Annotated in this window: 10 protein-coding genes; 8 read left to right on the top strand and 2 right to left on the bottom strand. The window is 72.1% G+C overall.

Features of this window, described 5'->3' with window-relative positions; all coding sequences use genetic code 11:
- Positions 1-47 precede the first annotated feature (47 nt).
- From ACFCLZ_RS28505 to ACFCLZ_RS28495, 3 genes are all read left to right on the top strand, one after another.
- Complete coding sequence (locus tag ACFCLZ_RS28505; protein WP_380280550.1) at positions 48-1,706, top strand: sensor histidine kinase; 1,659 nt, start codon at positions 48-50, stop codon at positions 1,704-1,706.
- 120 nt (positions 1,707-1,826) lie between these two features.
- Positions 1,827-2,531 (top strand): response regulator, encoded by a 705-nt coding sequence (locus ACFCLZ_RS28500; protein ID WP_380280548.1) that lies wholly within the window; start codon positions 1,827-1,829, stop codon positions 2,529-2,531.
- Between the two features lie 827 nt (positions 2,532-3,358).
- Positions 3,359-4,186, top strand: a complete 828-nt coding sequence (locus tag ACFCLZ_RS28495) for a lipase family protein (RefSeq protein ID WP_380280547.1) — start codon at positions 3,359-3,361, stop codon at positions 4,184-4,186.
- A 605-nt stretch (positions 4,187-4,791) separates the two neighbouring features.
- Here the strand turns inward: ACFCLZ_RS28495 and ACFCLZ_RS28490 are convergent.
- On the bottom strand, positions 4,792-7,137 hold the full coding sequence (locus ACFCLZ_RS28490; RefSeq protein WP_380280545.1) for a glycoside hydrolase family 3 C-terminal domain-containing protein: 2,346 nt from the start codon (positions 7,135-7,137) through the stop codon (positions 4,792-4,794).
- A 52-nt stretch (positions 7,138-7,189) separates the two neighbouring features.
- Positions 7,190-8,518 carry an MFS transporter gene (locus tag ACFCLZ_RS28485; RefSeq protein WP_380280543.1) on the bottom strand — a complete coding sequence of 443 codons (1,329 nt, stop codon included), beginning with the start codon at positions 8,516-8,518 and terminating at the stop codon, positions 7,190-7,192.
- Between the two features lie 107 nt (positions 8,519-8,625).
- Between ACFCLZ_RS28485 and ACFCLZ_RS28480 the strand changes: the two genes are divergently transcribed.
- The 5 genes from ACFCLZ_RS28480 to ACFCLZ_RS28460 all read left to right on the top strand — a co-directional run bounded on the left by ACFCLZ_RS28480 (position 8,626) and on the right by ACFCLZ_RS28460 (position 12,917).
- The gene (locus ACFCLZ_RS28480) at positions 8,626-9,237 is read left to right on the top strand and encodes a TetR/AcrR family transcriptional regulator (protein ID WP_380280541.1); all 612 of its coding nucleotides are present in this window, start codon (positions 8,626-8,628) and stop codon (positions 9,235-9,237) included.
- Between the two features lie 60 nt (positions 9,238-9,297).
- Positions 9,298-11,148: a sulfatase-like hydrolase/transferase gene (locus ACFCLZ_RS28475; RefSeq protein ID WP_380280539.1), complete on the top strand. Its 1,851-nt coding sequence runs from the start codon at positions 9,298-9,300 to the stop codon at positions 11,146-11,148.
- Between the two features lie 85 nt (positions 11,149-11,233).
- A complete protein-coding gene (locus ACFCLZ_RS28470; protein ID WP_380280538.1) occupies positions 11,234-12,226 on the top strand; it encodes a formylglycine-generating enzyme family protein in 993 nt (330 codons plus the stop codon).
- The gene (locus ACFCLZ_RS28465) at positions 12,223-12,618 is read left to right on the top strand and encodes a YidH family protein (RefSeq protein WP_380280536.1); all 396 of its coding nucleotides are present in this window, start codon (positions 12,223-12,225) and stop codon (positions 12,616-12,618) included. The genes ACFCLZ_RS28470 and ACFCLZ_RS28465 overlap by 4 nt, the downstream gene beginning before the upstream one ends.
- Positions 12,615-12,917: a DUF202 domain-containing protein gene (locus ACFCLZ_RS28460; protein ID WP_380280534.1), complete on the top strand. Its 303-nt coding sequence runs from the start codon at positions 12,615-12,617 to the stop codon at positions 12,915-12,917. The genes ACFCLZ_RS28465 and ACFCLZ_RS28460 overlap by 4 nt, the downstream gene beginning before the upstream one ends.
- The last annotated feature ends 61 nt before the right edge of the window (positions 12,918-12,978 follow it).

The raw sequence follows: 12,978 nt of genomic DNA, 5'->3' as shown, positions 1-12,978 counted from the left end.
GCTCGATCCGCACCGCGCCCGGAGAGGAGCTGGCTAGTCTGACTGACGTGACGTCCACGATCACCGGGTTGGCCCGGTTCGCCGGCGGGATCCCGCCCTCGGACCGGCCGCCCCGGCCCAGGCACTGGCCCCTGATCGCGCTGATGATCTGGACGACCCTCAACTTCCCGGCCCTGCTGCTCGTCCCCGGGGACTCCTCCGCGCAGGAGCGGCAGTGGCAACTCGCCGCGGGCGCCGCGGTGCTGGCCGCCGCCGTGGCCCTGCAGCGGTCGCTCCCGCTGATCTCCTTCGTCCTGTGCGCGGCCCTCTGGTGGACCGTCGGCCTGCTGCACAACGACGTCGGCTCGATCGTCGTCTCGCCCTACCTGCCCGCGGTGTTCGTCATGAGCTTCCTCGTGGGCAAGAACGTGTCCGACTCGCACACGGTGCACTACGCGGCGGGGCTGGTGGCGCTCGCCGGAACGACCGCCACGGCCTTCGCGGGCCTGACCCTGCCGATGTGGTTCGTCCTGGTGACGGCGCTGATCTTCGCCTGCCTGCTGCCGTGGCTGGCCGGCCGGTACTCCCGGCAGCGCAACGAGCTGCAGCACGCGGGCTGGGAGCACGCCCGGCAGTTGGAGCTCCAGCAGCGGATCAGCGTCGAGCAGGCCCGGCTGCGCGAGCGCACCCGGATCGCCGAGGACATGCACGACTCGCTGGGCCACGAGCTCAGCCTGATCGCCCTGCGGGCCGGCGCCATGCAGATCGCCCCGGACCTCGACGCGAAGTTCCGCGACGACGCGGGCGAGCTGCGCGCCAACGCGGCCGACGCGCTGGAGCGGCTGCGGGAGATCATCGGCGTGCTGCGCGACGACGACGCGCCTCCCCGGATGGAGCCGTCGAACGCCGATCTGGACGACCTCGTGGAACGGGCCCGTGCCTCGGGCCTGTCCGTCACGCTGGAGCGCGCCGGCGAGGTCCGCGCCGTCTCCGACATGACCGAGAAGGCCCTGTACCGGGTGGTGCAGGAGTCGCTGACCAACGCCATGAAGCACGCCCCGAAGAGCGCGGCCGAGGTCCGCCTCGACCACATCGCCACGGACGTCACGGTGACGGTGCGCAACGGCCCTCCGCCCGAAGCGCCCGCCGCCCGCCCGCAGGGCCGGCGCGGCCTGGTCGGCCTGGAGGAGCGCACCCGGCTCGCGGGAGGCGCCTTCCGCGCCGGCCCGCTGCCCGACGGCGGCTTCGAGGTGACGGCCCGGCTGCCCCGCGTCTCCTCCGCCATCAGGACGGCGGACAGCTCGCCGGCGTACCGGCACCACGCGGAGTCGACCGACGGCAGCCTCGCGCACGCCACCACCCGGCTGCGGCGGCGCTTCATCACCGCGGTCGCGGTGCCGATGGGGCTGTTCGCCTGCCTCGCGGTCGGGGTGCTCGGGTACTACGCGTACCTGTCGACCGCCTCGGCCCTGGCGCCCCGGTACTACGACCAGCTGACCGTCGGCGACAGCACCGCGAAGGTCGAACAGCTGCTTCCGGACACCGAGATGACCGACCCTCCCGAGGAGATGCTGCCCGAACCCGCGGGAGCCACCTGCCGCTACTACCGGGCCAGCGAGGCCCTGTTCGTCCGGGTCGACGTCTACCGGCTCTGCTTCGCCGACGGACGGCTGGCGACGAAGGATGTCATCACCGCGGACTCCCGCGCTCCCGTCGACCACGACTGACCGGGAGGACGCGGATGGCACCGCCCGGGAACCCGGCCCCCGACCGAAGGCCCCGCCACGACCCCCGCGCCCGCCTGCCCTCGAAGACCTCCGGACCACCTGACGGTCTCCGGGAGCGTCATGCCCCATCCACCCACCGCACCAAGGAGCAAGACCATCGCTGCCATCCGACTCATCCTGGCCGACGACGAGGCGATGATCCGCGCCGGCGTCCGGGCCATCCTCTCCAGCGACCCGGAGATCGAAGTCGTCGCCGAGGCCTCGAACGGCTCCGAAGCCATCGACCTGACCGTCCAGCACCGGCCGGACGTCGTACTGATGGACATCCGCATGCCGGTGATGGACGGCCTCGCCGCGACGACGGAGATCAAGCGCCAGGTCCCGGAAACCTCGGTGCTCGTCCTGACCACCTTCTCCGAGGACGAGTACGTCGCCCGCGCCCTCGGCGGCGGAGCCAGCGGCTTCATGCTGAAGGCCGGCGACCCGCGCGAACTCCTGACCGGAGTGCACGCGGCAGCCCGGGGCGCCGCCTACCTGTCCGCCAGGGTCGCCACCCGCATCATCGCGGAACTCAACCGCGGCTCCGCCGGCCAACGGATGGCCCGCAGCGCCTCCTCCCGGGAACGGGTCGAGAGCCTCACCGAACGCGAGCGCCAAGTACTCACCCTCGTCGGCCAAGGCATGTCGAACGCCGAGATCGCCAAACGCCTGCACGTGGTGGAGGGCACCGTGAAGAGCTACGTCAGCGCCATCCTCACCGCCCTCGGAGTACGCAACCGCGTCCAGGCCGCGATCATCGCCTACGAGATCGGCCTGGAGGAATAACCCCCGCCCCCGCACGCACATACCCGGAAACCGGCCGGCCGGTGGCCACCATCCCCACCGGCCGCGCCCCACCCACCCGAACCGGCGCGCACCGACGCCCCCACCGAGGACCGGCCCATGCGGCCCGGTGACCACCGGCTGCCCCGGAAACAGGAAGAGCCGGCACCTGGTCTCCCAAGCACCGGCTCCCACAACCGACTTCACAGTCGGAACGACAGGATTCGAACCTGCGACCCCTTGCCGCCACAGCGGCAGCCGAGGCCTCAAGACCTCGGCTTTTTGTTGCCCAACTACACTGAAAACAAGGGAAGTCGACACTCGCCATGAAGATCAACAGTCGACAGACCTTGAACCCGCTCGATGCCCAGTCGGGTTCAAGTTCGTACATGGATGCCCGTAATTGCCCACGCGCGCCCATGGGCGCTCACCAGGCGTGGTCCCAAAACTGGTCCCCAGGGCCCCGGAGCGGCCTTGGTCACCGTGAGTAGCGGAAATCTGTCGACCTAACCATCGGCTGCCGGCCGCAGGTGGCATCACACCCAGCCTTGGGTGGCGCTATCGCCGTCGTCGCAGGTCTCGGTGACGTGGGTCAGGAACCCCTTCCGCCGGGTCTCGCCGCAGCGCGCGAGACGGGCCGTCAGGTCGCAGGCAGGTGGGCATCCTCGCCGGTCCCCTCGTTCCGTTCCTTGGGCCGGGAGGGGCGCGCGGATCGGGGCGGCGTGGCGGTTGCGTCCGTCCAGGTGGCCTCCGGTGCCGCCGTCGCCTCTTCGTTCGTGTGCGGGAATAGGTTGCTGGGCGACCCACTGGCCCGTTTCCGGAGGACACCGATGGCCATCCCCGCCCTGGACCACTCGACGACCCGCTACTCCCTCCCCCACGCCTACTGGATGGCCCAGGCCGCCGGACTGGCCACGCTGGACCGGGCCGGCATCGAGGACAAGGCCCACGCATGGGGCTTCGACGAGGTACGCCACTTCGAGTCGACGCACCGAATGCCGTTCCTGATCGAGGACACCCAGGCCTACACCATGGCCAGCGACCGCATGATCGTCACCGGCTTCCGGGGCACCGAGGTCCTGAAGATCTACGACTGGCTCACCGACGTCAGCACCCCGCCCGTCCCCGGACCGGCGGACAGGGGCTTCGTCCACTACGGCTTCCACCAGGCCCTGCAGTCCGTCTACCCCGACATCCGCGACACCATCCAGGAACTGCGCACCGACGGGCAGAGCGTCTGGTTCACCGGCCACAGCCTCGGCGGCGCCCTCGCCATGCTGGCCGGCGCCCGCTGGTACTTCGAGGAGCCCCGCCAACTCCCCGACGGCGTCTACACCTTCGGCCAGCCCCGCACCTGTGAACGCCTTCTCTCCGGCGCCTACAACGCGGCCTTCAGGAACCGCTGCTACCGATTCGTCAACAACAACGACATCGTCCCCCAGCTCCCGCCCGAGCCGGCCTTCACCCACGTCGACGCGCTGCGCTACTTCGACGCCGACGGGAAGCTCCACGAGGCCATGCCGCTCCTCACCGGGCTGAAGGACCGGGCCAAGGGCTACCGCCAGGACATGTTCGCCCCCGAGACCGACGGCATCAGGGACCACCACCTGCCCAACTACCTCGCCGCGTTCGAGAAGAACCTCGCCAAGGCGGGCTGACCGCAGGACACCCCGACTCCGGGACCGCTCCGCGGCGCCCGGGCCGGGCCGGGTGGGCCCGCGAGGCACACCCGGCATCCGGTCCGGAAACGTCGAACGTGTCACCGCTGGTCGTGCGGGTTCTCGTGGCTGGGCCTGCGGCATCTGACTGCTGGGCTTCAGCCGGCGCCGCTCTCGCGCCGGGGAGCAGGCGACAGGCAAGGCGCTTCGGCCAGATGAACCGCCGTCCGGCGCCCGGTTCCCCGCCGCCTCGCCCCGTGGATACCGCGCATCGCGCAGCCATCGGGGCGTTGTCACCCGCTCGGCGCCACACCTTCGAAAGTCGACGCTCAGGGCGGTCCCCGGCGAGCACGGCTCAAGGGAGGCCCGCTGCTGCTCGGCAGCGAAGTCCACGCCAGGACATTGTTCGGGTCCTCCGGAGCGCACCGCGTGCAACAAAACAGGGCGAAGATCCCGAATCGGACGGGCTCTCGGTCTGTACCGGGCGGGTGTTCGTCCCGCAATACCGGGCCGGACGCGGGCCGCAGGGCGGCCCGCGTCGCTCAGTGTGATGCTCGGCACCTCTTCGGGGTCGCCGGGGGGAGGAGGCCCGGGAGGCGCGTGGTTCAGCTCGCGCCGTGCTGCCCGGGGGCGTTGGCGATGGCGATGAGACCGTCGATCCGGTCCGCCACATCGCCTCCGCCTCCGCCTTCACCACCGTCCCCGTCCCCGTCCCCGTCGCCCAGTGCGGCCAGCATGCCGAGGCGGCCGATGGGGAAGGACTCCAGCATCTTGGAGAAGTCGACGCCCTCGGGCATGACCGACGCGGCAGCGTCCGCACTGCCCAGCATCTGGTCGAGCGTGGTCTGGAGGACCGGACCGGCGACGGGGTGCCGCAGGGCCTCGCCGAGGGTCGACGTCCGCGACAGCGGCAGGACGAGCCGGTCGCCGGCGACCTCGACGGTGGTGGTCGAGCGGATGTCGCGGCTGGAGGCGGCGACGTCGACGGCGTAGGCGCCGCCCTCCACGACCCAGCGGTCCGCGCGGATGTCCCAGTACGCGAGGTCCTCGCGGCGCACCGTCAGGGCGATCTCGCGCGCCTCGCCCGGCGCGAGGTTCACCGAGGCGAACGCCTTCAGCTCCCGTACCGGACGCTGCACGCCGCCGCCGGGCAGCGCGGTGTAGACCTGCACGACCTCGCGGCCCTCCCGGTCGCCGGTGTTGGTGACCGTCACCGTCACGTCGATGTCGCCCGCGGCGTTGACCGCGGCGGAGGCGGCCCCGTACGCGAAGGTGGTGTACGACAGGCCGTGGCCGAACGGGAACGCCACCGCCATCCGGCGCGCGTCGTACCAGCGGTACCCGACGAACAGGCCCTCGCCGTACCGCACGTGCGAGAACTCACCGGGGAAGTCCAGGAACGCGGGGGTGTCCTCCAGCCGGAGCGGGATCGTCTCGGTGAGCTTGCCCGACGGGTTGACCTCGCCGAACAGCACGTCGGCGGTCGCGCCGCCGCCGGCCTGGCCCAGCAGCCAGCCTTCGAGGATCGCCGGCACCCGGTCGGCGAACGGCAGCGCCACGACGCCGCCGTTGGAGAGGACGACCACCGTGTCCGGGTTGGCGTCGAGCACGGCGTCGAGCAGTTCGGTCTGAACGGCGGGAAGGTCGATGTCCTCGCGGTCGTACCCCTCGGACTCCAGCCGCGCCGGAAGCCCCAGGAAGAGGACGACGACGTCGGCGCCGGCCGCCGTGGCCACCGCCTCCTCGCGCAGCGCCGCGGCCTCGGCGTCCGTCGTCCCGCGCGCGCTCGCGAAGCCCCGGGCGTGGAGCACGGTGCCGGTGGAGAGCGCGCGGATCTCGTCGAGCGCGTTGTCCAGGCGGGTCGGATTGATCAGCGACGAGCCGGCGCCCTGGTAGCGCGGCTTCCCGGCGAACTCGCCGATGACGGCGATGCGGGTGTCCCTGGCCAGCGGCAGCAGCGCTCCGTCGTTCTTGAGCAGCACGATCGAGCGGCCGCCCGCCTCGCGGGCCAGGGCGTGGTGCGCGTCGACGTCGAGCGGTCCCTCGACGGCGCCCGCGCCCGCCCGCGCCTTGCGGACGAGGTCGAGGACGCGTCCCGCGGCGGTGTCGACCACGCTCTCGTCGAGCGTCCCGTCCTCGACCGCGGCGACGATCAGGGCGTCCGTCACGCCGTTCGACGAGGGCATTTCGAGATCCAGGCCCGCCGCGACGGCCTTGACGCGGTCATTGACCGCACCCCAGTCCGACACCACCAGGCCCCGGAAGCCCCACTCGTCGCGCAGCACGCTGGTGAGCAGCCAGGGGTCCTCGGAGGCGTACACGCCGTTGATGCGGTTGTACGAGCACATCACCGTCCACGGCTGCGCGTCCTGGACCACGCGCTGAAAGCCGCGCAGGTAGATCTCGCGCAGCGGGCGCGGGTCGACGTCGCTCGACGCGCGCAGCCGGTCGTCCTCCTGGTTGTTGGCAGCGTAGTGCTTGAGCGAGGTCCCCACCCCCTTGGACTGGATGCCCTTGACCAGCGCGGCTCCGAGCACGCCCGAGACGACCGGGTCCTCGGAGAGGTACTCGAAGTTGCGGCCGCACAGCGGCGAGCGCTTGATGTTGATGCCGGGGCCGAGCAGCACCGCGACGTCCTCGATCGACGCCTCGGTGCCGAGCGCCTCGCCGACCCGGCGGGCGAGGTCGGCGTCCCAGGAGGATCCGAGGCCGACGGCGGGCGGGAAGCAGGTGGCCGGGACGCTCCCGCCGAGACCGAGGTGGTCGCCCCCCTCCTGCTGCTTGCGCAGGCCGTGCGGGCCGTCGGTGAGCATGATCGAGGGTATGCCGTGGCGCTCGACGGCCTTGGTGCGCCAGAAGCTCGCGCCGCTGGTCAGCGAGGCCTTCTCGGTCAGGGTGAGATCGCGGACCGGGTCGGGCCGTCCGGCCGCGGGGGTGGTGGTGGCGGTCATGGATTCCGCTTCCGTTCTCTGGAGGGTTGTCGTGGTTCCGTCCGGTACCGGCTCAGCGGACGGATCGGATGAACTGGTTCGCGATGGCGCCGACGATGGCGATGACGGCGCCGCCGAGGAACAGCGCGGGGTAGTTGCTCGACCCGCCGCCGATCATCAGGAACAGCGGCGCGGTGACCGGCACCAGCGTCTGCGGCAGCACGTTCGCGAGGTGCAGCACGGCCATGTCCTTGGCCACGTCCGTGCGGGAGGGCAGCACCTCCGCGACCAGCGCCTGGTCGACCGACAGATAGGCGCCCATCGCGAAGCCGGCGATCACCGAGGAGGCGACGAAGGTCGCGAAGTTCGGTGCGAAGCCGGCGACGATGTGGGCGACCGAGAGGACGACCGCGGAGACCAGCACGAAGATCTTCCGGCGGCCCAGGCGGTCGGAGATCCGCCCGAAGACGATGCTGGTGGGGATCGCCGTGACCGCGTTGATGACCGTGAGGAGCAGCACCGCGGGGCCGACGTTGTCCTCGGTGTAGCCGAACCGGTCGAGCAGGAAGAACAGCTGGTAGTTCGCCAGCGTCATGTTGCCGAACATGACCATCAGCCGGGAGATCCAGGCCAGCGCGAAGTCGGGGGCTTCGCGCGGACTCGTCCAGAACGCCTTGAGCAGGGTCAGCAGGCTGAACGGCGGCAGGTCCTCGCGCTTGGCCCGGCGATCCTTCAGGACGCGCAGGAACACCGTGACGAAGACCAGCATGAACAGCCCGGGGATCAGCATGGCGGCCGTCAGATTGGGCAGGAACAGCTGCGCGAGGAGGGCGCCGCCGACCCCGGCGAGCACCTGGGTGATGCCCATCAGCCCGGAGACGCGGCCGAGTTGACGCTTCGGCACCTGGTCGGGGATGACCGGGTTGAGGCCGGCGATCAGGGCGTTGAAGGTCAGCTGCGTCAGCGCCCAGGCGAGCACGAGCAGCGGGATGCTGTCGGCCGAGGCGAGGAGCAGCAGGCTGGCGGCGCCGGTGACCATGCCGGAGGCGATCCAGGGCTTGCGCATCCCGAACCGGCTGGTGGTGCGGTCGCTCAGCACTCCGAACACGTTCTGCGCGACGAGGGCGACGAACGCGCCGACGCCGAGCACGAGCGAGAGGCCGGCCGCCTTCCCGTCGGGATCGATCTGGTTCACCCGCAGCGCCAGGGTGATGCCGGTCGCGGGCAGCAGGGCGGTCCACACGCCGAGGAACGCGAGGAACAGCGAGGCCTGGAATCCCGCCGAGACGAGCTTTCCGGGGTGGTGCTCGCGCTCCGCGCCGGACGCTTCGGCGGCGGTGGCGGGGCCGGCGGCTGCGCCGGCCGGTACGTCCACCGGAGCGACGGATCTCTCGTTGTCCATGGCGGTGCGACCTTTCTCCTGCTTTGCCCTCATCGGCCCGAGGGCGTCCGGTATATATACCGAGCACTCGGTAGGTAGCACAATGGTCGCGGCACTACGATTCGGATATGACGGATGTCGCACCCACCGCTCGCCCGAGGACCCGCGCACCGCGCACCTCGCCGGAACGCCGCCGCGCCCAGATCGTCGAGGCGGCCATCGCCGTCTTCGGCCAGCAGGGCTACCGGCAGGGCTCCCTCAAGGCCGTCGCCGACGAGGTCGGCCTGACCATCCAGGGCCTGCTGCACTACTTCCCCACCAAGGAGCAGCTCCTCCTGACGACCCTGGAGCAGCGCAACGCGCTCACCCAGGCCAAGCTCGACGAGGCGATCGCGGCGGAGGGCACGCTCGGGGCCTGCCGCTTCGTGCTGGAGCGCAACCGCGATGACCCCGGCTTCATGCGGCTCTTCGTGACCCTGGCCGCGGAGGCGACCGATCCGGAGCATCCGGCCCACGAGCACTTCCTCCGCCGCTACGAGGACATGCACGCCCACTTCGCCGAACAGCTGCGCTCGGAGGTGGAGCGGGGCCGGATCGCCGCCGGCGTCGACCCCGGGGCCGCCGCCACGGCGCTGATCGCCCTGATGGACGGCCTGCAGCTCCAGGTGCTCCACCGGCCCGCGATGGACCTGATCGACGCTTTCGAGCAGGCCACCCGGCACCTTCGGGCGGAGCCGTAGCGCGATCCCTGTCCGACCTGCTATATCTACCGAGCAGTCGGTAGATATAGGAGGCCCGTCATGGGAACTGTCGCGGAACGGCCGAACATCCTCTGGATCGTCTCGGAGGACTGCCCGCCCTGGTTCGGCTGCTACGGCGACGCGCACGCCGTGACGCCGGCCATCGACGCCCTCGCCTCGCGCGGGGTGCTCTACGAGCGCGCCTACTCCCCGGCCCCGGTGTGCGCGCCGTCGCGCTTCGCCCTGCTCACCGGAATCGCGCCCGAGAGCCACTCGCCCGCCGACCGGATGCGCGCCGTCGCCGCCCGCCCGGACTGGATGGCGACCTACCCCGAGCTCTTCCGCGACGCCGGGTACTACTGCACCAACAACGCGAAGACCGACTACAACCTCGACGTGGACGCGAACGCGATCTGGGACGAGTCCTCCCGGACGGCGCACTGGCGAAACCGGCCCGCCGGAGCACCGTTCCTCGCCGTGTTCAACTACGACCCGACGCACGAGTCGTCGGTCTTCGACGAGAACTCCCCGCTCGCGCGCGCGATCGGATCGTCCGCGGTGTTCGGCGAGCCGCTGACGCCCGCCGTCCCGCTCGAAGCGATCCGCCTGCCCCGCTACCTGCCGGACACCCCCGAGGTGCGGTCGGACTTCTCCCGCTACTACAGCGCTGTCGCCCGGCTGGACGCGTTCGTCGCCGGCCTGCTCGGCCAACTGGCCGAGGACGGCCTCGCCGAGGACACCGTCGTGCTCCTCACCTCCGACCACGGCGGCGTCACCCCGAGGAGCAAGCGGTACCTCTACGACGAGGGCCTGCACGTGCCGCTGCTGGTGTCCGCCCCGCCCCGGCTCGCCGAGCGGCCGGCACCCGCCGGATCGCGGCACCCCGACCCGGTCTCGACGCTGTCCGTCGCCCCGACCCTGCTCGCCCTCGCCGGCCTCCCCGTCCCCCCGCAGATGGCGCAGCGGCCACTGACCGAGCCGACCGGGCCCGCGCTCGCGTTCGGCGAGCGCGGCCGGATGGACGAGCGCTTCAGCCTGGTGCGCACCGTCCGCAGCCGCCGCTTCCGCTACCTGCGCAACTACACGCCGCACCGCCCGGTGATCCAGCACCAGGCCTTCGCCTGGAACGCGGCCGGCTTCCGCTCCTGGGAGGCGGAGCACACCGCCGGGCGGCTGACCCCCGAGCAGGAGCGGTGGTGGCTGCCCGCCGAGCCGGTCGAGCTGTACGACGTGGACGCCGACCCGGACGAGGTCGAGAACCTGGCCGGGCGCCCCGAGTTCGCCGAGGTCGAGGCCCAGCTGCGGCAGGCGCTGCGCGAGCACATCCTCGCCGGCCACGACAACGGCTTCCTGCCCGAGGACTCGCCGCTCCTCGGCTGGGACGCGAGCCGGGCCCCCGGCGCCTACCCCCTGGAGCGGATCCTCGACCTCGCCGACCGCGGGCTGGAGCGCGACAGCTCCGTACTCCCGGACCTGCTGACCGCCCTCGGCGACGACGACGCGACCGTGCGCCGCTGGGCCGCCATCGGCATCCTCCGGCTCACCCCCGGTGTCCCCGACGCGGCGGCCCCGCTCCGCACCGCCCTCGCCGACCCCGAGCCGTCCGTCGTCGTTCCCGCCGCGGAGGCCCTCGCCCGACTGACCGGCGACGAAGCCGCCTACCAGGCCCTCGCCCGTGTGGCGGCGTCGGAGGGCACCCCGTGGGCCCGCCTGGAGGCGGTCAACGCGCTCACCTACCTCGACCTCGACCGGGTGCGCCCGTACCGGGAGGTCGTCGACGCGGCCGCGACCTCGGGCGGCGAGTACCTCAGCAGCGCCGGGCGCTACCTGCGGCTGCTGCTCGACGACGAGTACACGCCGGACGCCGCCGTGTTCGACCCCGCACCGCTCCTGGCCGCGTTCAAGCGCTGATCGCCCCTTCCGGGCCGCGACCGTGCCCGAGCCGTCGACCCGGCTCGGGCACGGTCGCGGCCCACACCCCCCGCAAGGAAGCACCATGGACCGACCCGAGCACCGCACCGGCTGCTGCGCCCCCCAGCGCGCCACCGGGCCCGCCGTCCCCCCGCTCCTGTCCGGGCACCCGAGGCCGGCGGGGCCGTCCGCGCACACCGTCCCGCAGGCGCACATCCCCGCGCAGACCTTCCGGATGGGCGACGCCCACGGCGACGGCGCACCGGCCGACGGCGAGACCCCCGTCCACCCGGTGTCGCTCACCGCCTTCGACATCGACACGACCAGCGTCACCAACGCCGACTGGGCGAAGTTCGCGGCCGCGACCGGGTACCGCACCGAAGCGGAGACCTTCGGCTTCTCCGCCGTCTTCCACCTCGCACTCGCCGCCGACCCCCGCGACATCCTCGGGCAGCCGCCGCAGACCCCGTGGTGGCGCGGTGTCCGGGGCGCGGACTGGCGCCACCCGGGCGGCCCGAGATCGTCAATCGAGGGGCTGGACGAGCACCCCGTGGTCCACATCTCCTGGAACGACGCCCAGGCCTACTGCGCCTGGGCCGGCCGCGCCCTGCCCACCGAAGCCCAGTGGGAGGCGGCCTCGCGCGGCGGACTCGACGGCAGGCGCTACCCCTGGGGCGACGACCTCGGCGCGCAGGAGGGCGAACGCACGGGCTGGCGGCTGAACATCTGGCAGGGCGCCTTCCCCGCGGAGAACACGATGGACGACGGCTTCCTCACCACGGCACCCGTGCGCACGTATTCCCCCAACGCCTACGGACTCTGGCAGACCGTCGGCAACGTCTGGGAATGGTGCGCCGACGCGTGGGCCGTGGACACCTACACCCGGGACCTCGCGGCGGGGACCGTGCACGATCCCACCGGCCCGGCCGGCCCGGCGCCCCATGCGCCGAGGGTCATGCGAGGCGGGTCCTTCCTCTGCCACGACAGCTACTGCAACCGCTACCGCAACGCGGCCCGAACCTCGAACACCCCCGATTCGTCCATGGCCAACGCCGGTTTCCGCACGGTCTCCCCATGAACGAACGCATACGGACCCTGCGGCTGTGGTTCGCGCCGCAGGGCATCCACGACGAGGGGGACACCCCCGACTACCGGTTCTCGCTGGCCAATGAGCGCACCTTCCTCGCCTGGATCCGGACGGCGCTGGCGCTGATCGGCGGCGGGTTCGCCGTCGACCAGTTCCTGCCGGAGCTGGCCCGGGGCGTCCGCGCCGGACTGGCGCTCGCGCTCCTGGCCGCCGGGGTGCTGTGCGCACTGCGGGCGGTCAACCACTGGGTGCGGTGCGAACGGGCGATGCGGCTCGGGAAGGACCTTCCGGTCTCGCGGTTCCCGACGGTGCTCGGCCTGGGCGTGGCGACCGTGGCCGTGACGATGGTGGTGGTGGTCCTCTTCGGCTGGGAGGGTCCGTGACGACGGTGGGACGGGACCCCGGACTCCAGCCCGAGCGCACCCGGCTGGCCTGGCGGCGAACGACGCTCTCGTACACGGTGGCGGCGCTGCTGGCGGTCAAACAGGTCCCGCTGCCGGTGGTTTCGCTGATCGCCCTCACCTGGCTGGGCTTCCTGCGCACGGCTCATCGACGCGTGCTCGGGATGGGGGCGTCGCAGCCGCGTCCACTGTCCCTGCGCGGCGCGCTGACGGCAGCGGCGTGCACGATCGCGCTCGCGGTGCTCGCGGCGAGCATGGTGCTCCACCCGGCCGACGGCTGAGGCGGCGGCGGGGCCTCTCCGGCGCCGTGAGGAGGAGCGCAAGCACTCCGGCGAGGTCGCG

This window comes from Kitasatospora purpeofusca (genome assembly GCF_042691725.1).
Classification (GTDB): domain Bacteria; phylum Actinomycetota; class Actinomycetes; order Streptomycetales; family Streptomycetaceae; genus Kitasatospora; species Kitasatospora purpeofusca_B.
The sequence above is the reverse complement of the archived record's forward strand: the minus strand, read 5'-3'. Positions and strand labels throughout refer to the sequence as shown.